General features: G+C 70.0%; 21 protein-coding genes. 12 read left to right on the plus strand and 9 right to left on the minus strand.

Features of this window, described 5'->3' with window-relative positions:
* A partial coding sequence (locus tag VFF46_RS16795) for a proteasome accessory factor PafA2 family protein (RefSeq protein ID WP_325038061.1) occupies positions 1-279 on the minus strand: 279 nt, incomplete at its 3' end.
* A 234-nt stretch (positions 280-513) separates the two neighbouring features.
* Here VFF46_RS16795 and VFF46_RS16800 point away from each other — a divergent pair.
* The 3 genes from VFF46_RS16800 (at position 514) to VFF46_RS16810 (ending at position 3,281) form a co-directional block, all read left to right on the plus strand.
* On the plus strand, positions 514-1,740 hold the full coding sequence (locus VFF46_RS16800) for a phosphotransferase (RefSeq protein WP_325038062.1): 1,227 nt from the start codon (positions 514-516) through the stop codon (positions 1,738-1,740).
* Between the two features lie 72 nt (positions 1,741-1,812).
* Positions 1,813-2,397, plus strand: a complete 585-nt coding sequence (locus tag VFF46_RS16805) for an RNA polymerase sigma factor (protein ID WP_325038063.1) — start codon at positions 1,813-1,815, stop codon at positions 2,395-2,397.
* Entirely contained in the window at positions 2,394-3,281 is an 888-nt protein-coding gene (locus VFF46_RS16810; RefSeq protein ID WP_325038064.1) for a hypothetical protein, read from the plus strand. Before VFF46_RS16805 ends, VFF46_RS16810 begins: the two co-directional genes overlap by 4 nt.
* On the opposite strand, the gene VFF46_RS16815 is transcribed toward VFF46_RS16810, so the two are convergent.
* The 4 genes from VFF46_RS16815 to VFF46_RS16830 form a co-directional block, all read right to left on the minus strand.
* Complete coding sequence (locus VFF46_RS16815; RefSeq protein ID WP_325038065.1) at positions 3,278-3,628, minus strand: hypothetical protein; 351 nt, start codon at positions 3,626-3,628, stop codon at positions 3,278-3,280. The two genes, VFF46_RS16810 and VFF46_RS16815, sit on opposite strands and share 4 nt — an antisense overlap.
* Before the next feature lie 143 nt (positions 3,629-3,771).
* Positions 3,772-5,517: a proteasome ATPase gene (arc, locus tag VFF46_RS16820; RefSeq protein ID WP_325038066.1), complete on the minus strand. Its 1,746-nt coding sequence runs from the start codon at positions 5,515-5,517 to the stop codon at positions 3,772-3,774.
* A 99-nt stretch (positions 5,518-5,616) separates the two neighbouring features.
* On the minus strand, positions 5,617-6,567 hold the full coding sequence (locus tag VFF46_RS16825; RefSeq protein ID WP_325038067.1) for a tRNA (adenine-N1)-methyltransferase: 951 nt from the start codon (positions 6,565-6,567) through the stop codon (positions 5,617-5,619).
* 40 nt (positions 6,568-6,607) lie between these two features.
* On the minus strand, positions 6,608-7,762 hold the full coding sequence (locus VFF46_RS16830) for a M50 family metallopeptidase (protein ID WP_325038068.1): 1,155 nt from the start codon (positions 7,760-7,762) through the stop codon (positions 6,608-6,610).
* Positions 7,763-7,951: 189 nt separating this feature from the next.
* On the opposite strand from VFF46_RS16830, the gene VFF46_RS16835 reads away from it, so the two are divergent.
* The 5 genes from VFF46_RS16835 to glpK (VFF46_RS16855) all read left to right on the plus strand — a co-directional run bounded on the left by VFF46_RS16835 (position 7,952) and on the right by glpK (VFF46_RS16855) (position 14,530).
* Positions 7,952-8,836 (plus strand): PD-(D/E)XK nuclease family protein, encoded by an 885-nt coding sequence (locus tag VFF46_RS16835; RefSeq protein WP_325038069.1) that lies wholly within the window; start codon positions 7,952-7,954, stop codon positions 8,834-8,836.
* Between the two features lie 38 nt (positions 8,837-8,874).
* Entirely contained in the window at positions 8,875-9,627 is a 753-nt protein-coding gene (locus tag VFF46_RS16840) for an ABC transporter ATP-binding protein (protein WP_325038070.1), read from the plus strand.
* Positions 9,627-12,149, plus strand: coding sequence for an ABC transporter permease (locus tag VFF46_RS16845; protein WP_325038071.1), 2,523 nt, complete (start codon positions 9,627-9,629; stop codon positions 12,147-12,149). The genes VFF46_RS16840 and VFF46_RS16845 overlap by 1 nt, the downstream gene beginning before the upstream one ends.
* Before the next feature lie 95 nt (positions 12,150-12,244).
* Positions 12,245-13,003 carry an IclR family transcriptional regulator gene (locus tag VFF46_RS16850; protein WP_325038072.1) on the plus strand — a complete coding sequence of 253 codons (759 nt, stop codon included), beginning with the start codon at positions 12,245-12,247 and terminating at the stop codon, positions 13,001-13,003.
* Between the two features lie 21 nt (positions 13,004-13,024).
* Positions 13,025-14,530 (plus strand): glycerol kinase GlpK, encoded by a 1,506-nt coding sequence (gene glpK, locus VFF46_RS16855; RefSeq protein ID WP_325038073.1) that lies wholly within the window; start codon positions 13,025-13,027, stop codon positions 14,528-14,530.
* A gap of 39 nt (positions 14,531-14,569) precedes the next feature.
* On the opposite strand, the gene VFF46_RS16860 is transcribed toward glpK (VFF46_RS16855), so the two are convergent.
* Genes VFF46_RS16860 through VFF46_RS16870 form a run of 3 tightly spaced genes read right to left on the minus strand, consistent with a single transcriptional unit; the run spans position 14,570 to position 18,695 of the window.
* The gene (locus VFF46_RS16860; RefSeq protein ID WP_325038074.1) at positions 14,570-16,282 is read right to left on the minus strand and encodes a glycerol-3-phosphate dehydrogenase/oxidase; all 1,713 of its coding nucleotides are present in this window, start codon (positions 16,280-16,282) and stop codon (positions 14,570-14,572) included.
* Between the two features lie 34 nt (positions 16,283-16,316).
* Positions 16,317-17,834, minus strand: a complete 1,518-nt coding sequence (gene glpK / locus VFF46_RS16865; protein WP_325038075.1) for a glycerol kinase GlpK — start codon at positions 17,832-17,834, stop codon at positions 16,317-16,319.
* A 27-nt stretch (positions 17,835-17,861) separates the two neighbouring features.
* A complete protein-coding gene (locus VFF46_RS16870) occupies positions 17,862-18,695 on the minus strand; it encodes an MIP/aquaporin family protein (RefSeq protein WP_325038076.1) in 834 nt (277 codons plus the stop codon).
* A 261-nt stretch (positions 18,696-18,956) separates the two neighbouring features.
* On the opposite strand from VFF46_RS16870, the gene VFF46_RS16875 reads away from it, so the two are divergent.
* The 4 genes from VFF46_RS16875 to VFF46_RS16890 are packed head-to-tail and all read left to right on the plus strand — an operon-like array spanning position 18,957 to position 22,652.
* Complete coding sequence (locus tag VFF46_RS16875) at positions 18,957-20,291, plus strand: alpha/beta hydrolase (protein ID WP_325038077.1); 1,335 nt, start codon at positions 18,957-18,959, stop codon at positions 20,289-20,291.
* Entirely contained in the window at positions 20,288-21,088 is an 801-nt protein-coding gene (locus tag VFF46_RS16880; protein ID WP_325038078.1) for an SGNH/GDSL hydrolase family protein, read from the plus strand. Before VFF46_RS16875 ends, VFF46_RS16880 begins: the two co-directional genes overlap by 4 nt.
* A gap of 20 nt (positions 21,089-21,108) precedes the next feature.
* Positions 21,109-21,498 carry a sigma factor gene (locus VFF46_RS16885; protein WP_325038079.1) on the plus strand — a complete coding sequence of 130 codons (390 nt, stop codon included), beginning with the start codon at positions 21,109-21,111 and terminating at the stop codon, positions 21,496-21,498.
* On the plus strand, positions 21,495-22,652 hold the full coding sequence (locus tag VFF46_RS16890) for a hypothetical protein (protein WP_325038080.1): 1,158 nt from the start codon (positions 21,495-21,497) through the stop codon (positions 22,650-22,652). Before VFF46_RS16885 ends, VFF46_RS16890 begins: the two co-directional genes overlap by 4 nt.
* Here the strand turns inward: VFF46_RS16890 and VFF46_RS16895 are convergent.
* Positions 22,653-23,490, minus strand: an 838-nt coding sequence (locus tag VFF46_RS16895) for an oligopeptide/dipeptide ABC transporter ATP-binding protein (RefSeq protein WP_325038081.1), incomplete at its 5' end; no start/stop codon positions are given.

Genomic DNA, 23,490 nt, shown 5'->3' on the forward strand with positions numbered 1-23,490 from the left:
GTACAGCCGGGCGCCGTTGGTGAGGATCACGTTCGCCAGGCCGGTCTCCTCGTCGGTGAGCTGGCTGGAGTCCGCCACCTCCCGGCTGAGGTCGAACCCGCGCGCGTCCCGTAACGGGTGCTCCTCGTCGAAGTCCCACCGTGTCTTGCGCGCGAGCGGCTGCGTCTGGGCGTAGCCGTTCACCACCTGGCTCGAGGTCAGCATCGGGTTCGCCCCGGGCTGGCCCGGCACCGAGATCCCGAACTCGGTCTCGGTACCCATGATCCGCCGAACACTCATGCAGTCGAGCCTACGCGGTACCGGCGACGAAGGGGGCATGCGGAGAGGTGGTGCCGTCGCGAGCGTCGTCCCGCGGAGTGCTGGGCAAGGCGGAGGAGGGAGGCAGGACGGAGTCCTTCCGACCGACGACAACGCCGCCCAGTGCCCGCGGGGCGGCGCGTAGCAGGCACCACCTCTCCGCATGCCTCCTCAAGTTGTTGTTGTGTCCACAGGGTTACGTGTGAGACTGCGCGAGTGGACGAACTGGTGGCGTTGCTCGATGACAACAATCGGGTGGTCGGGTCGGCGCCTCGGTCGGTGATGCGGCGGGACAACCTGCGGCATTCGGCCACCGGTGTGGTTGTCCGGAATTCGGCCGGTGACATCTACGTGCACCGCCGGACGCCGACCAAGGACGTCTATCCGAGCCGGTACGACTTCGCGGCAGGTGGTGTCGTGGCGGCGGGTGAGGAGCCGTTCCACGCAGTCGTCCGGGAGCTCGAGGAGGAACTCGGGATCGCGGGCGTGGAGCTGACGCGGCTGCCGGAGGGCGACTACGCGGACGAGAACACGCGGTACCACGCCTACCTGTACACCTGTATGTGGGACGGCCCCGTCCGGCATCAGCCGGAGGAGGTCGCGTGGGGCGCGTGGATGTCGCCCGCGGAGCTCGTCGCCAAGTTCGACGAGTGGGAGTTCATGCCGGACACGGTCGGCCTGCTCGGTTCGTACGTCCGGAACCTGACGATCGGCGAGGGCTGGGACAGCCACGCCTGGGCGGAGGGACCGTGGCTGCACCGCGCCCCGCGCCGCCCGGAGATCTGGCCGCGGCTGCTCGCCGAGGTCACGCTCCTCCCCTGGCTCGCGCCGCAGCTGCCGTTGCCGGTACCGGCGCCTGAGCTGACCGTGGACGGCGTACGCCATCTGATGCTTCCCGGCGAACCGCTCACGGGCGGCGACGTCGAGGCCGGCCGGGCGCTGGGTGCCTTCCTGAAGGCTTTGCACAGCGTCGACCCGACGGAGGCCGTCGTGTACGGCGCACTCGACGCAGCGACCGCCACAGCCGCGAAGACGGCCGAGCTGGAGGAGTTCCGGCAGCAGATCGTCCCGCTCCTCCCCGCCGAGGTACAGGACCAGGCAGGGCAACTGCTGGACCGGGTCGCACAGGTCCGGACCTCTCTGATCCACTGCGACTTCGGGCCGGAGCACATCCTCACCGTCGACGGCCGGATCACCGGCATCATCGACTGGACCGACGCGGTCATCGGCGACCCGGCGCTCGACCTCTGCTGGCCACTCAACGGCGCACCCGAGGCGGTTCGTACCGGCGTCCTCGAGGTCTACCGCCCCACCCCGGACCTGGTCGAGCGTTCGAAGGACTGGGCCCGGCTCTCCCCCTGGTACGGCGTCCACCGCGGCCTGCGGCTCGACCTCGCCGACGAGGTCCGCAACGGGCTGCGCGAGATCCGGGATCGGCTCTGATGCAACCATTCGCCCCGTGACCGGTCACTAGCTGATGTGAAGATCATCCTGACTGACGATACGGAGCCGTCGATGGCTACGGGATCCGCCGACCAGGAGCTGTGGGAGCGGTTGCGCGTCGGTGACCATTTCGCCCTCGGCGAGCTGTTCGACCGGTACGCCGACGACGTACGGGCGTTCGCGTTCCGGCGGACCGCCTCCTGGGCGACAGCGGACGACGTGGTCCAGGCGACGTTCCTGAGCACCTGGCGGCGCTTCCAGCGCGACCCACCGGGTCCGCTCACCGGCGCGACCGCTCGCGGCTGGCTGCTGATCGTGGCCGGCAACGAGTGCCGGGCGCTGGCCCGGACCGCGAACCGGCTGCGCGGACTGCTCGATCGGCTGCCGTACCCGGCGCCGTACGACGACCACGCCCCGGACGTCGCCCGCCGCCTCGACGACGAGCGCCGGATGTCGGCGATCCGTCGCGCCGTCGCCGAACTTCCCCGGCACGAACGCGAGACGCTCGAACTCGTCGTCTGGTCCGGGCTCACCACCGCCGAGGCCGCGGACGCGCTCGGCGTACCGGTCGGGACCGTCAAGGCCCGGCTGCACCGCACCCGTCAGCGTTTCCCCGATCTGCTCACCCGGGTCGCCCTCAACGAGGAGCTCTCATGAACCTCCGCCTCGATCCCCCACAGGTACCGCCGCTGAGCACCGCCGAACGGACCCGGCTCCGCAACCGGGTGATGGACCAGGCGCGGCCCAGCGAACACCGCCCGCGCCGGCAGTGGATCGCGCCGCTGGTCGGCGTCGGCGCCGTCGCCGCCGTGGTCGCCGGAACGCTGGTCGTCACCCACAAGTCCCCCACCGACGTCCGCACCGCCGGTACGCCGGCACCCGTCGCCACCCGGTTACAGGGCACGCCAGAGGCCAAGGTCGGCGTCGATCGCGGCCCGGTACCGCAGGCCGAGCTTGCGACGATCGTCGCCGACTGCTCGTTCCCGGACGAGACAGGTCCTGCCCAGCTCGTGTGGAGCCGTCACGTCCGGGGCATCACGAAGGACAGCACCGCGCTGGTCGCACTGGCGCGTGACACGAGCCGGCCCACTGCGCAGTCCACTGTGGCCCGCGGTCGCAAGCCGGGACCGGGCGGCGCCCCCGACTTCGCCAAACTCGGTTACCGGTTCTGCATGTCGCGTGTGCCGCCGAGCGCCAAGCTCGGCGCGATCGGAAGCGTCGGCCGGGTCGCGGACAAGACCTGGCGGGCCGAACCCACGACGGAACGCGGTCTGGTCACGCTGAGCACTCAGGACGGCGACTTCACGGCCGACCTGACCACGCTGCAGGCGTGGCGGCTCTACCGCGCGCACCCGGACGTCGCCAAGGTCGAGGCGCGGTACGTCCTGAACGGCAAGCCCGGCCCGTGGACGAGCGGCGTGGTCGACGGCGGCTTCGCCTACACGGAGGTCCAGGCGCGCGGCAAGTTCACCGTCGGCCAGAGGCTCACGACCGAGGTCCGTGCCTTCGACGCCCAGGGCAAGCAACTCCCGGTGAGCTAACGACGGCGGGCGAGCGTCCGGGCGTAGTTGATGCCGACCAGGCCGATCCAGCAGATCAGCACGCCGGTCTTGCCCATCATGTCGGCCGCGATCGCGGTGATCGGGATCGCGGCGACGATCGAGATGATCGCCAGCGCCAGCCCGCCCGGGTCGGTCTCGCGGCTCGGTGGCTTCACCGGTGGCCGGCCCGGGACCGGCTCGGGCAGCAGCCCGGCGCGCCGCTGCAGGTCGCGCTGGTCGAGCCTTTCCAGGAAGCCGTCGATGATCTCGGCCTCGTACTCCGGGCCGAGCTCCTGCCGCGCCGCCACTGCCGCCCGTAGGTCCTTGCGCAGATCGTCCGTCGCCATAGCAGCAAGGTACGACCGTCAGCACCCCCCCTCCAATGGGGGAAACCCCCGGATCACACCGGGGGTTAGCACCACCCCCACCGGGCACAACGACACCGCCCCCGCACCGGAAACGGTGCGGGGGCGGTCCGTCGTACGGCGTGTTACAGGTACTGCCCGGTGTTGGTCGCGGTATCGATCGACCGGCCCGGTTCGGTGCCCTGCTTGCCGGAGATGAGCGTCCGGATGTAGACGATCCGCTCGCCCTTCTTGCCGGAGATCCGGGCCCAGTCGTCCGGGTTGGTGGTGTTCGGCAGGTCCTCGTTCTCCTTGAACTCGTCCACGCAGGCCTGCAGCAGGTGCTGCACCCGCAGGCCCTTCTGGTTCTCGTCCAGGAACGCCTTGATCGCCATCTTCTTCGCCCGGTCGACGATGTTCTGGATCATCGCGCCCGAGTTGAAGTCCTTGAAGTACAGGACCTCCTTGTCGCCGTTCGCGTAGGTGACCTCGAGGAACCGGTTCTCGTCGGCCTCGGTGTACATCCGCTCGACCGTGCGCTGGATCATGCCGTCCACGCACGCCTGCCGGTCGCCACCGAACTCGCCGAGGTCGTCGACGTGCAGCGGCAGCCCACTGGTCAGGTACTTCGAGAAGATGTCCCGGGCCGCCTCGGCGTCGGGGCGCTCGATCTTGATCTTCACGTCCAGCCGGCCGGGCCGCAGGATCGCCGGGTCGATCATGTCCTCGCGGTTGGAGGCGCCGATGACCAGGACGTTCTCCAGGCCCTCGACACCGTCGATCTCGCTCAGCAGCTGCGGGACGATGGTGTTCTCGACGTCGGAGGACACACCGGAGCCACGAGTCCGGAACAGCGAGTCCATCTCGTCGAAGAACACGATCACCGGCATGCCCTCGGAGGCCTTCTCCCGGGCCCGCTGGAAGACCAGGCGAATGTGCCGCTCGGTCTCACCGACGTACTTGTTCAGCAGCTCGGGGCCCTTGATGTTCAGGAAGAAGGACTTCTGGCCGGCGGCACCGGTCTTCTCGGCGACCTTCTTGGCCAGCGAGTTCGCCACCGCCTTGGCGATCAGCGTCTTGCCACAGCCGGGCGGGCCGTACAGCAGGACGCCCTTCGGCGGCTTGAGCTCGTGCTCCAGGAACAGGTCCTTGTGCAGGTACGGCAGCTCCACCGCGTCGCGGATCGCCTCGATCTGGCCGGACAGGCCGCCGATCTGCGTGTAGTCGATGTCCGGGACCTCCTCGAGGATCAGCTCCTCGACCTCGGACTTCGGGATCTTCTCGTAGACGTACCCGGAGCGCGGCTCCAGCAGCAGCGAGTCGCCGGCCCGCAGCGGTACGTCGAGCAGCGGCGACGCGAGCCGCACCACCCGTTCCTCGTCCGCCTGGGCGATCACCAGCGCCCGCTCACCGTCGGCGAGCAGCTCCTTGAGCATCACCACGTCGCCGACGACCTCGTACTCGCAGGCCTCGACCACGTTGAGGGCTTCGTTCAGCATCAGTTCCTGGCCGAGCTTGAGCTCGTCCAGGTCCACCGACGGGCTCGCCGCGACCCGGAGTTTCCGGCCGCCGGTGAACACGTCGAGCGTGTCGTCTTCGTTCCGTCCGAGGAAGGTGCCGAATCCGGACGGCGGTTGCGCCAGCCGGTCGACCTCCTCCTTCAGGGCGATGATCTTCTCTCGCGCCTCCCGCAGCGTGTCGGCCAGCCGCTCGTTCTGAGCGGTGACACTCGCCAAGGAGGCCTGGGTTTCGGACAGCCTGCTCTCGAGCGACCGGCTGTCTGCCGGGTGCTCGAGCAGCCGACGTCGCAACGCCGCGACCTCGGCCTCCAGGTACCGGACCTGGTTACGCAGTTCTGCCGCGGTAGGACTCTCGTCTCCAGCCACGATCATCACCTCACCATGTGGGGCTCGACCCTATGGACCTTACCCAGAAAACCTCGCCGGGCAAGCTGAATCCCATCACGTGTCGGTTGCGGATGGGCAGGTTGCCTACGGCATGTCGCCGGAAGTTCCGGATACCGCGTCGGTGCCCGGCTCGGCGCGCCGCGGGCCGGAGTAGTCGTCGCCGTACGCGCCCGGGGCCGGGCGGCGCTTCTTCCGCGGCGCCTGGACGCCGTGCGCCATCCTCCGGGCGGTCACGAGGAACGCCGTGTGCCCCTGCATCCGGTGCCCGGGACGGACGGCGAGACCCTCCACGTGCCAGTCTCGCACGAGCGACTCCCACGCGCGCGGCTCGGTGAACTCGCCGTGCGCCCGCAGCGTCTCCACGACCCGGCTCAGCTGCGTCGTGGTGGCGACGTACGCGCAGAACACCCCACCGGGTGACAGTGCCTCGGCGACGACGTCGACGCACTCCCACGGCGCCAGCATATCGAGTACGACGCGGTCCACGTCCTGCTCGTCCAGCTTCTCGACAAGGTCGCCGACCTCGAGCCGCCAGGCCGGGTGCTCGCCGCCGAAGAAACCGGTGACGTTCTTCCGCGCGACCTCGGCGAAGTCCTCGCGGCGCTCGAACGAGATCACCTGCCCGTGGATCCCGGCCGCGCGCAGCAGCGCCGTGGTCAGCGCGCCGGACCCGGCGCCCGCCTCGACCACCTTCGCGCCGGGGAAGATGTCGGCCATCGTGACGATCTGCGCGGTGTCCTTCGGGTAGATCACCGCGGCGCCGCGCGGCATCGACACCGAGTAGTCGGCCATCAGCGGGCGCAGCGCCAGGTACTCGACGTTGCCCTTGGAGCGGATCGTGACCGCGTCCGGGCCGTCGATCAGGTCGTCGTGCGCGATGCCGCCCTTGGTGGTGTGGAAGATCTTCCCGCGCTCCAGCTTCACCGAGTGCCGGCGGCCCTTGGAGTCCTGCAGGGTGATCCACTCGCCCTCCTGCAGCGGTCCGTGGTGGACGCCGGAGAACGCCTGGTCGGGAAAGTCGCGCAAGTCAGCCATAAGGCGCTCACCTTAACTTTCGGTCACCGGAACCCTGTAATCAGCGGCCCCGGAACGCCCTCTCCACGTCAGCCGTGGCGAGCACGCCGTAGACGCCGCCGGCGGCGTCCAGGACCAGGTACTCCGACGCCGGGTGCTGACGGAGTGTGGCGAGGATCTCCTCGCCGGTGTCGTTCACGCCGATGATGTGGCCCGCGCCGATCCGGGTGGAAACCTCGCTCACCGTGGTCCACGGGCGCTGGTTCGGGGCGACGGCGGCGACCGCGGACTCCGACACCAGCGCGTGCGGCCTGCCGTCGCCGTCGATCACCACGACCGCGCCCGCCTGGCCCTCCCCGGCCATCCGGACCGCCTCGGAGATCGGCGTACCGGAATGGACGGCGATGGCGCGCCGGGCCAGCGTCCGGACCTGGAGGGCGGGCAGCTTGCGCCGCAGCCGGGCCTGCATCAACGACGCGGTCGACCCGGACCAGAGGAAGAACCCGATCAGCAGCGCGATCACGAAGTCGAGGATCGACGGCTGCCAGCCCCAGATCTGCTCGGCGATCACCGGGCCGGCCAGCACCAGGATCGCCAGCCCGCGACCGGCCCAGGCCGCGACGACCGTACCGGTGTGCATGTTGCCGGTGAGCTTCCAGACGATCGCCCGCAGCACCCAGCCGCCGTCCAGCGGCAGGCCGGGCAGCAGGTTCGTGACGCCGACGATCAGGTTCGCGATGCCGAGCTCCCAGAGCGCGACGTACCCGACGCCCTCGTCGAAGGCGCGGGCGGCGAAGTACGCCAGGCCGCCGACGATCAGCGACGCGACCGGGCCGACGACCGAGACCGCGAACTCCTCGAGCGGCGACTTCCGCTCGCCCTCGATGTGCGTACCGGCCGCGAAGAAGCCGAGGTTGATCTCGGAGACCCCGATCCCGAACCGCATCGCCATCAGCGCGTGCGCGAGCTCGTGCACCAGGATCGAGAACGTGAACGCGACCACGAACGCGAACGCCGCGACGTACCGCCAGCCGCCGAGCGACGGGAACTGCTGCCCGATGATGGTGGCGAAGCCGAGCGCCAGCAGCATCGCCACCGGCAGCCAGGTGAACCGCATCGTCAGCCGGATCCCGCGGACACGACCGAGCACCCACGTTCCGGGCGGCGTCGGGCCGGCCGGCGGGGCGGGGTTGTCGGGGTCGCGCGAGTCAGCCATCGAGGCAACGCTACTTGGCCCGCGGTAACTGCCTGCTACGGCCCTGGTTTTCCACAGGCCGGGGTGGGGTGCGCGCGAAGTGTCGGTGGTTGTGCCTAGGGTTTGGGGCATGAGCGAGCGGAGCGAGGTCATCATCCAATACAGCGCGCCTCGTGCCTCATCCGCGCCCGGAGCGAAGCGAGGACGTGGATGAGTACCGCAGCAGTCGAAGTCGAGCCGCATCCGCGGGGTGCCCTGTCTCCGTCCAGGGCCGCGGACTTCATGAGTTGCCCGCTCAAGTACCGGTTCCGGGTCGTCGACAGGTTGCCGGAGAAGCCCTCGCCGGCCGCGGTCCGCGGGACAGTGGTGCACGCCGTGCTGGAGCGGTTGTTCGACCTGCCGCGCGGGCAGCGGACGCTGGAGCAGGCCGCGGAGATGCTCGAGCCGCAGTGGCAGCGGCTGCTCGAGGAGGAGCCGGAGGTCGGCGAGCTGTTCGCGGAGGACGCGAGCGGCGAGGAGCTGGCCAAGTGGCTCGCCGAGGCGCACCAGCTGCTCGGCAAGTACTTCACGCTCGAGGATCCGAACGCACTGGAGCCCGCCGAGCGGGAGCTGTATGTGGAGACCGCGCTGGACTCCGGCCTGGTGCTTCGTGGGTACGTCGACCGGCTCGACGTCGCGCCGACCGGTGAGATCCGGGTGGTCGACTACAAGACCGGCCGCTCGCCCTCGGAGTTCTTCGAGGCGAAGGCGCTCTTCCAGATGAAGTTCTACGCGCTCGTGCTGTGGAAGCTGCGCGGCGTCGTCCCCGCGATGCTGCAACTGGTGTACCTCGGCAACGGCGAGATCGTCCGGTATGTCCCCGACGAGGCCGACCTGCGCGCCTGCGAGCGGAAGGTCTCCGCGCTCTGGGTGGCGATCACCCGCGCGCTCGACTCCGGCGACTGGCGCCCGAGCCCCGGACCCCTCTGCAACTGGTGCGACCACAAGGCGATCTGTCCCGCCTGGGGCGGCACCCCGCCACCGCTGCCCACCCGCTCGGTCGAGGAGGTCGCGGCCGAGTCCGCCGGCATCGATCTGATCACCGTGGACGGGTAAGACCTGGCGAGGAACCCTGGGTGGATACGGTTCGTCGCATGACTGTGGGCGATCTGGCGGTCCAGGCGATCGAGGTCTGGAAGCGGTACGGCGGTGGCTCGACGCAGGTGGACGCTCTGGCCGGTGTCAGCGCGGACTTCGGCAGGGGCCGGTTCACCGCGATCATGGGCCCGTCCGGCTCCGGCAAGTCCACGCTGCTGCACTGTCTGGCCGGCCTGGACAAGCCGTCCGACGGCAAGGTGCTGCTCGGCGACGTCGACCTGACCACGCTCCCGGAGAAGCAGCTCACGCATCTGCGCCGGGACCGGATCGGGTTCGTGTTCCAGGCGTTCAACCTGGTCCCGACGCTGTCCGCGCTGGAGAACATCACGCTCCCGCTCGACCTCGCCGGCCGGAAACCCGACCAGGACTGGCTGGCCACGGTCGTCGACACGATCGGCCTCGCCGACCGCCTCGGCCACCGCCCATCCGAACTGTCCGGCGGCCAGCAGCAACGCGTCGCCTGCGCCCGGGCGCTGGTGTCCCGCCCGGATGTGGTGTTCGCCGACGAACCCACCGGCAACCTGGACTCCCGCTCCTCCGGCGACGTCCTCGACTTCCTGCACCGCTCCGTCCGCGAATTCCAGCAGACCGTCGTGATGGTCACCCACGACCCGTCCGCGGCGTCGTACGCCGACCGGGTGCTGTTCCTGGCCGACGGCAAGCTCCGGTCCGAACTGATCGACCCGACCGCCGAATCCGTCCTGGACCGCATGAAGCAACTGGACCCGGCCACCGAACTGGCCGGCTGATGTTCAAGCTAGGGCTCCGTTCGGTCCTCGCCCACCGCCTCCGCTTCGTCCTCTGCACGATCGCCGTCACGCTCGGGGTCTCGTTCGCCGCCGGCGCGATGGTCTTCACCGACACCCTGTCCACCGCGCTGAAGAAGAACTTCGAGGTCAGTACGGCCGACATCACGGTCACGCCGTCGTCGCCGATCGCGAGCGGCACCGACCGGCCGCCGATGTTCCAGTCCGCGGTCGCCGACCGGATCAGGACCGTGCCGGGCGTCGCCGACGCCGTACCGCAGCTGCTGGTCAGCGACGTGCAGATCCTCGGGCCGGACGGCAAGCTGATCGAGAACTACGGTCTGACCAGCTTCGGCGCGTCCTGGCCGCGGGACCCGCGGACCGCGCCGTTCAAGCAGGTCAGCGGTACTCCCCCGGCAGGTACCGAGCAGCTCGCGCTCGACGAGTCGACGGCGTCCCGGGTCGGGTATCACCTCGGCGACCAGGTGCGGATCGTCACCCCGGCGCGGTCGCTGACCGCGACGCTGACCGCGCTCACCACGCCGGCCGCCGCGGGTGTCGCGGCCGGTGCACCGCTGGTCAGCTTCGACGGCGCGAGCGCCCAGCTCCTGCTGCTCGGGCAGCCCGGCTGGACGTCGATCGCGGTGTCGCTCAAGCCCGGCGCGGATCGGAACGCCGTACAGCAGGCGATCGCCAAGACCGTCGGCAGCTCGGTGACGGTACGGACCGCCGAGCAGGTCACCGCCGACGGGCAGCACGACCTCGACAACACCTTCGGCGGGTTCAGCACGGTCCTGGCGCTGTTCGCCGGCCTGGCGCTGTTCGTCGGTACGTTCCTGATCGTCAACACGTTCGCGATGGTGGTCGCGCAACGGTCCCGCGAGCTCGCGATGCTGCGCGCGATCGGCGCGTCCCGCGGCCAGGTGACCAGGACGATCCTCGTTGAGAGCGCCGTCATCGGCTTCCTCGGGTCGACGGTCGGACTGCTGATCGGCATCGGCGTCGCGGTCGCGATCCGGTACGCGTACCAGCTGCTCGAGCTGCCGATCCCGTCCGCCTCGCTGCAGGTCAGCGCGGCCACGATCATCACCTGCTACGTGCTCGGTATCGGCGTCACGGTCGGCGCCGCCGCTCCGGCCGCCCGCCGGGCCGGGATGCTGCCACCGGTCGCAGCGATGCGCGACGACGTCGGTGTCCCGGAACGCTCGCTGCTCAAGCGGGTCTCGATCGGTGCCTTCATGCTGCTGATGGCGATACTGCTGTACGCCATCGCGATGAGCCTCGGCGGCCTGCCGGGCACGGTCCTGGTCGTCCTGGCCGGCGGGATCGCGGTACTCGCCGTCGTGATCCTCAGTCCGCTGATCAGCCGGTACGTCGTCCGCGCGCTGATGTACCCGTTCGGCCGCGAGGCCGCCGTGACCCTCGGCCGCCGGAACGCCGAGCGGAACCCCCGCCGTACGTCGGCCACCGCGTCCGCGCTGATGATCTCGGTGTCGCTGATCGCCGGGCTGCTGGTGATCGCCGCCTCGGCGAAGGCGTCGATCAACCAGAGCATCACCGACGCGCTCGGCACCTCCGACATCGTGGTCACCAACGACGGCACGCCCGCGTTCAGTACCGAGGTCGGCGACCGGGCGGCGAAGGTGCCGGGCGTCGGGGCCGTGCACCGGGTCCGGCAGCAGCCGGGCCAGGTCGGCAGCGCGAACGTCCAGGTCAGCGGCGTCTCCGACGGGACGCTCAGCGGGCCGATCAGCACCACCTTCGACTCCGGGTCCGCGACGGTGCTCGGCGCCGGGCAGGCGGTGCTCCCCCGCAACCTGGCGAAGACCCTGCAGCTCGGCGTCGGCAAGAGCTTCGACCTGAAGACCACCACCGGCACGCACCGGCTCACGGTCGGCGCGATCCTGGCCCCGAACCGGCAGCTGAACGCGGTCGTCCTGTCGCTTCCGGCGTACCAGAAGATCGGCGGCGCCGGCACGGACAACCTGCTGTACGTCGATGTTGCTCAAGGCAACCAGGTGCCGCAGGTCCGGGCCGGGATCCTCGACCGGCTGAAGAAGGACTACCCGACGCTGCAGGTCCGCGACCAGCAGGCGTACGCCGCGGCCGCCCGGGAGCCGGTGAACGGGGTGCTGGCCGGGGTCGGGTTCCTGCTCGCGATGGCGATCCTGATCTCGCTGCTCGGCATCGTGAACACGCTCGCACTCGGCGTCGTCGAGCGGACCCGGGAGATCGGGCTGCTGCGCGCGATCGGGACGGACCGCCGTCAGCTCGGCCGGATGCTGCGCGTCGAGTCGATCGCGATCACGTTGCTCGGCTCGTTGCTCGGGCTCGTGATCGGTGTGGTGATCGCGGCCTCGATCCAGTCGACGCTGGTGGACAACGGGCTCGGCGTTCGCGACATCCCGGTGCTGCAGTTGGTCGTGGCGGTGCTGGTCGCGGTGGGATTCGGGGTGCTCGCGGCGGTTTGGCCGGCCCGCCGGGCGGCTCGGCTGGATGTACTGCGGGCGATCGCCTCGGAGTGAGAGGTCGCGCGAGTTGGCGGCGCGCAGCAGGCTCCAGCCACTCGCGGGACCTCTGAGGTGGAGCCAGACCAGTGAAACGCAGGTAGCCTGCGGGTGTGCCGGGCACCGTGCAGTCGATCGAGCGGGCCGCGGCGGTGCTGCGACTGCTCGCCGCCGCGCCGAACGGGCTGGGGGTCGCCGATCTGGCGAACGCGCTCGGCCTGGCGAAACCGACCGTGCACGGCATCCTGCGGACGCTGCACCAGGTCGGGTTCGTGGAGCAGGACCACAGCGGCGCGCACTATCACCTGAGCGACGCGTTCGGGCGGCTCGGGGAGAGCTACCTGGATCCGAACGAGCTGCGCAGCCGGGCGATCAACTGGGCGGATTCGCTGGCGTCACGCAGCGGTGAGGTGGTCCGGGTCGGCCGGCTCGTCGAGGGGAAGGTCGTGGTCGTGCACCACGTGTTCCGGCCGGACGACAGCGACCAGGACCTGGATGTCGGTACGACGTTGCCGCCGCACGCGACCGCACTGGGGAAGGCCGTGCTCGCCTACGACACCAGCGGGGCGTCGCGGCCGCGCGTACTGGAGGCGTACACGACACGGACGATCACCGACCCGGCTCGGCTGGCGGAGGAGCTGGCCGGGGTCCGGGCCCGCGGGTGGGCGGCGGAGTTCGAGGAGCACACGGTGGAGCTGGCGAGTATCGCGGCGCCGATCCGCGGCCTCGGCGGCCTGGTGGTCGGCGCCGTCGGCCTGGCCGGCCGGATCGAACGCATCTGCGACAGCCGCCTGCGGCACCGCGACGACCTGGTCACGATGGTCCGCGCCACCGCCGAAGCCATCGCCCGCGACCTCCGGGACGACACATGATCCGCAGGAGGGGGCACGAGAATGGCTGAGCAGTACGTAGCCGCGGTGGACCAGGGGACGAACTCCACCCGGTGCATCCTGTTCGACCGGCGGGGGCGGTTGGTGTCGGTGGCGCAGCGGGAGCACCGGCAGTTGTTCCCGCGGCCGGGGTGGGTGGAGCACGACGCGGAGGAGATCTGGCGGAACGTGACCCGGGTGGTGCCGGCGGCGATCAAGCAGATCGGCGCCGAGCCGTCGCAGGTCGTTGCCATCGGCATCACCAATCAGCGGGAGACCAGCCTGCTCTGGGACCGCGCCACCGGCCGGCCGATCGGGCACGCCGTGGTCTGGCAGGACACCCGCACCGACCGGCTGGTGACCGAGCTGGCGGGCGACGCCGGCCCGGACCGGTTCGCGGACCGCTGCGGGCTGCCGCTGACGACGTACTTCTCGGCGCCGCGGATCCGCTGGATGCTCGACCACACGCCCGGTCTGCGGCAGCGGGCCGAGCGCGGCGAGATCCTGTTCGGCACGATGGAGACCTGGCTGATCTGGAACTTCACCGGCGGCCGGCACCTGACGGACGTCACCAACGCCAGCCGGACCATGCTGATGAACATCGAGACGCTCGACTGGGACGACGAGCTGCTCGCGGCGTTCGACGTACCGCGGGCGATCCTGCCGGAGATCCGCCCGTCGTCGGGGGTGTTCGCGACCGCGACCGAGGTACTCCCCGGGGTCCGGATCGGCGCCGCGCTCGGCGACCAGCAGGCCGCGCTGTTCGGGCAGACGTGTTTCAGCGCCGGTGAGGCGAAGTGCACGTACGGCACCGGCTCGTTCCTGCTGATGAACACCGGGCAGGAGATCGTCCGGTCCAAGCACGGGATGATCACGACGGTCGCGTACCGGATCGGCGACCAGCCGGCGTCGTACGCGCTGGAAGGCTCGATGGCCGTCACCGGCTCGCTGGTGCAGTGGTTCCGGGACGGGCTCGGGATGATCCACACGGCGGCCGAGATCGAGACGCTGGCGCGGACCGTCGACGACAACGGTGGCGCGTACATTGTGCCGGCCTTCTCCGGTCTGTTCGCGCCGCACTGGCGCAGCGAGGCGCGCGGCGTGATCGCGGGCCTGACCGGCTACATCACCAAGGGGCACCTGGCCCGCGCGGTCCTGGAGGCGACCGGGTTCCAGACGCTCGAGGTGGTGGACGCGATGAACGCGGATTCCGGGATCGCGCTGACCGCGCTGAAGGTCGACGGCGGGATGACGGCGAACAACCTGCTGATGCAGTTCGTCGCCGATCTGCTGGACGTCCGCGTCGTCCGCCCGATGGTCACCGAGACGGTCTCGCTCGGCGCCGCGTACGCCGCCGGCCTCGCGGTCGGGTACTGGCCGGACCTCGAAGGCCTCCGCAGCAACTGGCACCGGGCCGGCCAGTGGATGCCGCACATGGACCCCGCCCGCCGCGCCACCGAGTACGCGAACTGGCAGGCCGCCGTCCAGCGCACCTTCAACTGGATCCGCCCCGAGGACCAGGAACTGTAGGGAGGGCCGCCCGGCCGGCCCTCCCCAACCCCTCCGGTACTAGGCCGGCGACACGATGTCCGGTGCCTCCAGGCGGACCTTGTCGGCGGACTCGTCGTCGGGCTGGTCCTGGGAGTCGCGTTCGGACTGGACGCGCTTGAGGTAGAACGAGACCTCGCGTTCGATGGTCCGCTCGTCCCAGCCGAGGATCGGGGCGATCAGCCGGGCGGCGGCCTCGGCGGCCCCGACGCCGCGGTCCCAGGCCTCGATCGAGATCCGGGTCCGGCGGGCCAGGACATCGTCGAGGTGCCGGGCGCCCTCGGCCTTGGCGCCGTACACGATCTCGGCCTTCAGGTAGTCCTGCGTCCCGGGCAGCTGCTCGCCGAGCGACGGGTCCTCGGCGACGAGCGCGAGCACCTCGTCGACCAGGGCGCCGTACCGGTTGAGCAGGTGCTCGATCCGCGCCACGTGCAGCCCCGAGCGCTGCGCGATCAGCTGACGCTGGTTCCACAACGCCTGGTAGCCGTCGGCGCCGACCAGCGGGATGTTCTTCGTGACGCTGCGCGGCACCCGCCCGTCGAGCGCGGCCGCGGCCGCGTCGATCGCGTCCTTGGCCATCACCCGGTACGTCGTGTACTTGCCACCGGCAACCACCACGAGGCCCGGAGCCGCGTGCGCGACGACGTGCTCCCGGGACAGCTTCGACGTACTCTCCGACTCCCCCGCGAGCAGCGGCCGCAGACCGGCGTACACGCCCTCGACGTCCTCCCGGGTGAGCGGCGTCGTCAGTACGGCGTTCACGTGGTCGAGCAGGTACTCGATGTCCTTGCTGGTGGCCGCCGGGTGCGCCTTGTCCAGCCGCCAGTCGGTGTCGGTGGTGCCGATCAGCCAGTGCCGGCCCCACGGGATGATGAACAGCACCGACTTCTCGGTCCGCAGGATCATCCCGGTGCTGGACTGGATCCGGTCCTTCGGTACGACCAGGTGGATGCCCTTCGACGCGCGCACGTGGTACTGCCCGCGCTCCCCCACCATCGCCTGCGTGTCGTCGGTCCAGACGCCGGTCGCGTTCACGACCTGCTTCGCGCGGACCTCGAACTCCCGCCCGCTCTCCAGGTCCTTCGCCTGGACCCCGGTGACCCGCTCGCCCTGCCGGAGGAACCCGGTGACCTTCACCCGGTTCGCGACCAGGGCGCCGTACGACGCCGCGGTCCGGGCGAGCTCCATCGTGTGCCGCGCGTCGTCGACCTGCGCGTCGTAGTACTGCAGCGCACCGACCAGGGCGGACTTCTTCAGCGACGGGACCAGCCGCATCGCGCCGCGCCGGGTCAGGTGCCGGTGGATCGGCAGGCCGGCGCCGAGGCCGGAGCTGACCGCCATCCCGTCGTACAGCGCGACGCCGGCACCGGCGTAGAACCGCTCCCACCACCGGTGCTGCAGCGGGTACAGGAACGGCACCGGCTTCACCAGGTGCGGCGCCAGGCGTTGCAGGAGCAGACCGCGCTCCTGCAGCGCCTCGTGCACGAGCCGGAAGTCGAGCATCTCCAGGTAGCGCAGGCCGCCGTGGATCAGCTTGCTGGACCTGCTGGAGGTGCCGCTCGCGAAGTCGCGGGCCTCCAGCAGTCCGGTGGTCAGGCCGCGGGTGGCGGCGTCGAGCGCCGACCCGGTGCCGACCACCCCGCCACCGATCACCAGGACGTCCAGTTCGCGTCCGTCCGCCAGCGCGTCGATCGCGTCGGCCCTTGCTTGCGGTGACAGAGCCACTACAGCCACTGTTGTTTCCTCCGAACTCGTTGTTGCCTGGCAATCAGTCGACGTCGACCCAGTCAAGCGTTCGCTGGACGGCCTTCTGCCAGCCGGCGTACCCCTGAGCGCGCTGCTCGTCGTTCCACTGCGGCTCCCACCGCTTGTCCTCGTTCCAGTTCTGCACCAGCTCGTCCTTGTTCTTCCAGAAGCCCACCGCCAGCCCGGCCGCGTACGCCGCACCGAGCGCCGTGGTTTCCGCGACCACCGGCTTGCTCACCGGTACGCCGAGGACGTCGGCCTGCATCTGCATCGCCAGCTCGTTCGCCGTCACACCGCCGTCGACCTTGAGAACGTCGAGCCGCACGCCCGAGTCCTTCTCCATCGCGTCCGCGACGTCCTTGCTCTGGTAGCAGATCGCTTCCAGTGTCGCGCGGGCCAGGTGGGCGTTGGTGTTGAACCGGGACAGCCCGACGATCGCCCCGCGGGCGTCGGAACGCCAGTACGGCGCGAACAGCCCGGAGAACGCCGGCACGAAGTACACGCCGCCGTTGTCCTGGACCTGCTTGGCCAGCGTCTCGATCTCCGCCGCGCCCGAGATGATGCCCAGCTGGTCCCGCAGCCACTGCACGGCGGAGCCGGTGACCGCGATCGAGCCCTCCAGCGCGTACACGGGGGCCTCGTCGCCGAACTTGTAGCACATCGTGCTGAGCAGGCCGGCCTTCGACCGGACCAGCTCGGTCCCCGTGTTCAGCAGCATGAAGTTGCCGGTGCCGTAGGTGTTCTTCGCTTCACCAGGGTTGAAGCACACCTGCCCGACGGTCGCCGCCTGCTGGTCGCCGAGGTCGCCGGTGAGCGGGATGACGCCCCCGAGCGGGCCGTTGGCCAGCGTCTCGCCGTACTTGTTCGGGTCCGACGACGGCCGGATCTCCGGGAGCATCGACCGCGGGATGTTGAAGAAGCCGATCAGCTCGTCGTCCCAGTCCAGGGTCTCGAGGTTCATCAGCATGGTCCGGCTGGCGTTGGTCACGTCGGTGACGTGGACGCCGCCCTCGGTGCCGCCGGTCAGGTTCCACAGCAGCCAGGTGTCGGTGTTGCCGAAGATCGCGTCGCCGGCCTCGGCGGCCGCGCGGACCCCGTCGACGTTCTCCAGGATCCACTGCACCTTGCCGGCCGAGAAGTACGTCGCCGGCGGCAGGCCGGCCTTCTGCCGGATCACGTCGCCCTTGCCCTCCCGCTCCAGCGCGGAGGCGATCCGGTCGGTCCGGGTGTCCTGCCAGACGATCGCGTTGTAGTACGGGCGGCCGGTCTTGCGGTTCCAGACCACCGCGGTTTCGCGCTGGTTGGTGATGCCGAGCGCGGCCAGGTCGGTGGACTGCAGGCCCTGCGCGTTCATCGCGGTCCGGATCACCGCGCTGGTGCGCTCCCAGATCTCCACCGGGTTGTGCTCGACCCAGCCGGCCTGCGGCAGGATCTGCTCGTGCTCGAGCTGGTGCTTGCCCACCTCGTTGCCGGAGTGGTCGAAGATCATGAAGCGGGTGCTCGTGGTGCCCTGGTCGACGGCACCGACGAAGTCAGCCATGGAATGTCCTCTCCTCACGCAGGGATGTCATGCTGTCGTGTCCTCCTCGGGGATCCGGCCGGGCTCCTCGTCCTCGTCCGCGATCGGCAGGAAGCGGCCGACCAGCTGGTCGTAGATGAGGGCGCCGAGCAGCGCGCCGAGGATCGGCGCCACGATCGGTACCCAGAAGTAGACCTCGCCGAACTGATCCTTGAACGCCCCGCCGTACCCGGTGATGAAGGACGCCAGCCGGGGGCCGAAGTCACGGGCCGGGTTGATCGCGTAGCCGGCGTTCGTACCCCACGCCATACCGATGCCGACGACGACGAGACCGACGATGAACGGGGCCAGGTTGGCGGCCGGGGCGGTGTTGCGCAGGTCGGTGATGGCCAGGATCAGCAGCATCAGGATCGCGGTACCGATGATCTGGTCGCGGAAGCCGCCCCACAGGTGGACGCCGATGTCCGCGCCGTTGCCGGGCAGGGTCGAGAACACGATCTGGCTCTTCCGGGTCAGGCCGGGGTCGAACTTGTTGAGTGCCTCGGTGTAGTTCCAGCGAACCACCAGCGCCGCCAGGAACGCGCCGAGGAACTGCGCCAGCGCGTACGGCGCCACCTTCCGCCAGCTGAACCCGCGGAACGCCGCCAGCGCGATCGTGACCGCCGGGTTCAGGTGCGCGCCGGTCATCCGGCCCGCCACGTAGATTCCCAGGGTGACGCCCAGACCCCACGCCCACGCGATCGAGTCGTGGTTGCCGATCCCGCCGGCCACCACCTGCGCCACCACACCGACGCCGAACAGGATCAGGATGAACGTGCCCAGGAACTCGGCGGAACACTCCCCCAGAAGGGTCTTTGCCTTGACCGTCTCGGTCGTAGCCATACCGAACCTCCCTTCCTACGACTCAGCCGTGACGACCACGGCTGTCCGGAATGTAAGAGCGAACCTCGCGCGGAACAACGCCCGCCGTTCGACATTGTCGAACGGCGGCTACCGGGCTGGGGGTTGCGACACTCGGTGACTGACCGATCACTCATCCGTACGAACCTGAGCAGACGCTGAGTGCCCCGGAATCCCCGGTGCCAACCATTCGTTGACGCAACGCGTCTGGGGGTTGGGTCTACTCGACTTCGGAGGAAATGGATGAACGTATCGCTGCTAGGGGGCTGGTTTCCGGCGATGCTCGACGTGCTCGCCGCCGGGGCGCTGATCGCGGCCATCGGATGGCGGGACTACAAGTGGCACTGGCGGATGGTCCCGCTGATCGCGGCCGTCACGGTGCTGCTGACCCTCTTGGCGGCGTACCCGGGGGCCCAGGCGGTCGGGGTGACCGATCCGCTGCCGTTCTCGGTCTGGCTGTGGCTGGGCCTGGCAATCGGCGCCCTGCTGGTCCTGGCCGCCGGCTGGCGGACCGCGCGCTGGTGGCGACGCGGTATGGCGGTCGTGGCCGCGGCGCTCGCGGCGCTCGTCTGCGCGAACGGGATCAACCAGTTCGTCGGGTACTACCCGACCGTCGACTCCGCGATCAGCGACTGGACCAACACGCCGCTCCCGGGGCAGGTCTCGATGTCGCGGCTCCGGCGCGAGGCCAACGCGACCAAACCTCCGGGCGTCGGGAAACTCGTCCAGGTGACCATCCCGGCGACGTACAGCCATTTCAAGCACCGTCCGGAACTGGTCTACCTGCCGCCGATCTGGTTCGTCCGCAGCGAGCACCACCACCCGCTGCCCGTCGTCGAGCTGATCGGCGGTGAGCGCGGCGGCCCCGGTGACTGGGTCCGGCTCGGCAACGCCGTCCAGGTGTCCGACCAGTACGCGCGCCAGCACCACGGGTACGCGCCGATCCTGGTGTTCGTCGACGCGACCCGGAAGTTCGACAACGACACCGAGTGCGTGAACGGCCCGCGCGGGAACTCCGCGGACCACCTCGACCAGGACATCCCGAAGTACATCGAGAAGACCTTCGGCGCCTCCACGAACCCGCAGCAGTGGGCGGTCGCCGGGTTCTCGATGGGCGGGACCTGCTCGCTCGACCTGGTCGTCGAGCACCCGGACGTGTTCACCCACTTCATCGACATCTCCGGCGACCTCGCGCCGTACACCGGCAACGGCGCCCAGACGCTGCACGACCTGTACGGCGGTAGCGTGAGTCTGCAGCGGGCCAACGACGCGCGCCTGGTGATGCAGGCCCACGGCCCGTACAAGGGCGTCAGCGGACTGTTCCTGACCAGTACCCAGGAGCACCGGCACCAGCGCGAGGCGAAAGCGCTGTCGCTGGCCGGCACCAAGGTGGGAATCTGGTCCAGGGTGCAGATCTCCCCCGGCACGCATGTGTGGCAGTTCGCAGCGCCCGCCTTCGCGGCGGCCTATCCTTGGCTCGCGGACCAACTCGCCCACCCGGGGCCCGCACACCACCGCCCGACGAGTCAGCTCGCCCTTCCGGGGCATCACGAAACGAGGCGCACGAAAACCGCGTGATCCAGACACTTCGACGACTCTCCGTCGGCCTGGTCGTACTCATCGTCGTCACCGTGATCAGCGGCGCCGACACGGTGAGTGAGGTCTTCCGGCGCCCCCCGACGGGTCAGATCCAGGTCGTGGCCCTCGGCGACTCGGTCACCTCCGGCTCCAACTGCAACTGCTCGGCGTTCCCGCAGATGTACGGCGACCAGCTCCAGGAGCGCGGCACCACCGTCGGCGTCCAGAACCTGGGCGTCGGCGGTCTGGACTCGTCCGGGCTGCTGCAGACGCTGAACCAGCCCAACTCCCCCGCCGAGGTCGCCACCGCGGCCGCGAACGTCGTACTGCTGACCATCGGCGCGAACGACTTCGGCGACCACCACGACGACGTCACCAGCGGCCAGTGCTCGGCCGACTGCGTGTCCGACGAGTTCGAGCAGCTGACCGTGAACCTCGGCAAGATCCTCACCCGGATCCACGCGCTCCGCGACAACAAGCCGACCACGATCCTGATGACCGGCTACTGGAACGTCTTCGAGGACGGCGACGTCGCGGCCCGCCAGTACCCCACCAGCGGCCGGGTCGCCAGCGACCAGCTCACGCTCCGCACCAACGGCGCGATCAGCGCCGCGGCCGCGGCCGACGACGCGACGTACGTCGACATCTACACCCCGTTCAAGGACAGCTCGAACATCACGTCCCTGCTCGCCAGCGACGGCGATCACCCGAACGCGGCCGGCCACGCCCTGATCGCCACGGTCCTCCTCTCCGCAACGCCCAACCCTTTGCCCTCGTCCTCACATCAGGGAGGGTAGACACACCCAAGGGGGACGAGATGGCCGACTCGACGCCGTTCGCCGAGTTCGCGACCAGCAGGCACGCGGCGCTGTTCCGCTACGCGTACCTGCTGACCGGCGACCGCGGCCTGGCCGAGGACCTCGTCCAGGAGGGGCTGGTCAAGACCTACGTCAGCTGGCACCGCCTCCGCGACCCGCGGAACGCCGAGGCGTACACGCGGCGCACGATCACCAACACCGCGATCGCCTGGTGGCGTCGAAAGTCCTGGCACGCCGAGCGTCCGCACAACGACGTACCCGACCGTGCCGAGCACTCGGACGACGCGACCGCACGGGTCTGGCTGTGGCGGGAACTGCAGCAGCTGCCGCCCCGGCAACGCGCGGCGCTGGGCGCCGACGTCGTACAGAAGGCGGGGCTGACCGAATGAACGACCTGCTCAAGGAAACCCTCGCCGAACGCGCGGGCAGCATCGAACCGCCGCCGCTCGACCTGGACGCAATCATCGCGGCCGGCAACCGCCGCAGCTCCCGCCGCCGCGCCCTCACCATCTTCGGCGGCACCGCCGTAACCCTGGCCGGCGGCGGCCTCGCGGTCGCCGCGTCCCGCAAGCACCACGTGCCGCCGCCTGTGCCGACGCCGTTCGTCGAGCGCCGACCCACGTACGCGGTCGGCTCCGCGATCCACTACGGCTCGGACGTCATCTCGGTCGCGCCGCACAAGGTGAACGCTTTCGTCCAGACCGACACGGCGTTCGTCTTCCTGAACCAGAAGAACGACATCCACGTCGTCGATCGCTCCGGCGTACGAGCCCTCGGCAAAGGCGCTTGGAGCCTCACCGGCGGCTACGGCGGCACCCTGGTCGCCTGGGCCGAAGGCTTCAACGACCACTACGACTCGGTCGTGTACGACGTCGCCGCGCGCCGCGAGCTCGTCCGCACCGACGTCGGCAACCAGATCCCGCCCAACGCCAGCCTGGCGTACGGCCCAGAGATCGTCGCCCTCGACGGCAACCAGGCGTACTTCGGCACGCTCGAAGGCCTGTACCGCTGGGACCTCACGACCAACCGGGGCGAGCGCCTCGCCAGGGTCTCGCCCGTCGCGGTCCGCGCCGTCACGGCCGGGCTGTTCGTGTACCAGGTACCGCTCGATCAGCCCGGCACCGGGACCAGGCTGACGATCGCGAAGACCGTGAACCCCAGCGCCGCCGCGGAGTTCGTCGGCGGCGAGCAGGCGTTCCTGTCCCCCACCACGAAGTACCTCGTCACGCAGCCGGCCGACGCCCGCCCGGGCAACCAGAAGCTCCGGGCCGAACTCCACCTGTTCGACACGGCGTCCCGCCGGTCCGTCGCCCTGCCCGACCGATACCGCAGCAAGTTCTTCGGGCAGTGGCTCGACGGCACCACCTGCACGATCGCCGCCGAGCTCCGGTCCGGCGACCTGGATCTGCTGGTGGTCGACGCCCGGACCGGCACGGCCGAGGTCGCCGTACCGAAGTTCACCAAGCTCACCTTCAGCAAGACCCCGGCCTACATCGCGTCCTTCGCACTGCCGACCGGAAGACCGGTCGTCGACCTGGCCTGACTACGCCTGAGCGGTGGCCGCCGGGGCGTCCTGGTTTTCCGGGAAGTGGCAGGCGGTCTGGTGGCCGGGGGCCAGTTCGATCAGGGGTGGTTCCTGGGTCTTGCAGATGTCCTGGGCCTTCCAGCAGCGGGTGTGGAAGCGGCAGGCGGGCGGTGGGTTGATCGGGCTGGGGACGTCGCCCTGCAGCCGGATGCGTTCCTGCTTACCCTTGCGCTTGGTGTCGGGGACCGGTACGGCGGACAGCAGCGCGACCGTGTACGGGTGCATCGGGCGCTCGTACAGGCTGACGCGGTCGGCCAGCTCGACGATCTTGCCGAGGTACATGACGGCGACCCGGTCGGACACGTGCCGGACGACGGACAGGTCGTGGGCGATCATCACGTACGTCAGGTCGAACTCGTCCTGCAGGTCCTCGAGCAGGTTCACCACCTGCGCCTGGATCGACACGTCCAGCGCCGACACGGGCTCGTCCGCGACGATCAGCTTCGGGCGCAGCGCAAGCGTCCGGGCGATCCCGATCCGCTGCCGCTGGCCGCCGGAGAACTCGTGCGGGTAGCGGTTGTAGTGCTCCGGCGACAGGCCGACCAGCTCGAGCAGCTCCTGCACGGCCCGCTTCACGCCGTGCTCGGTCTTCACGTTCTGCAGCTTGAACGGCGCGCCGACGATCTTGCCGACCGTGTGCCGCGGGTTCAGCGAGCCGTACGGGTCCTGGAAGATCATCTGTACGTCGCGGCGCAGCGGGCGCATCCGGCCCTCGCCGAGGTGGCTGATGTCGCGGCCCTCGAAGACGATCTTGCCGGCCGTCGGCACCTCGAGCCGGGTGAGCAGCCGGCCGGTC

Origin of the sequence: Kribbella sp. (assembly GCF_035655035.1) — a bacterium.
Taxonomy (GTDB): domain Bacteria; phylum Actinomycetota; class Actinomycetes; order Propionibacteriales; family Kribbellaceae; genus Kribbella.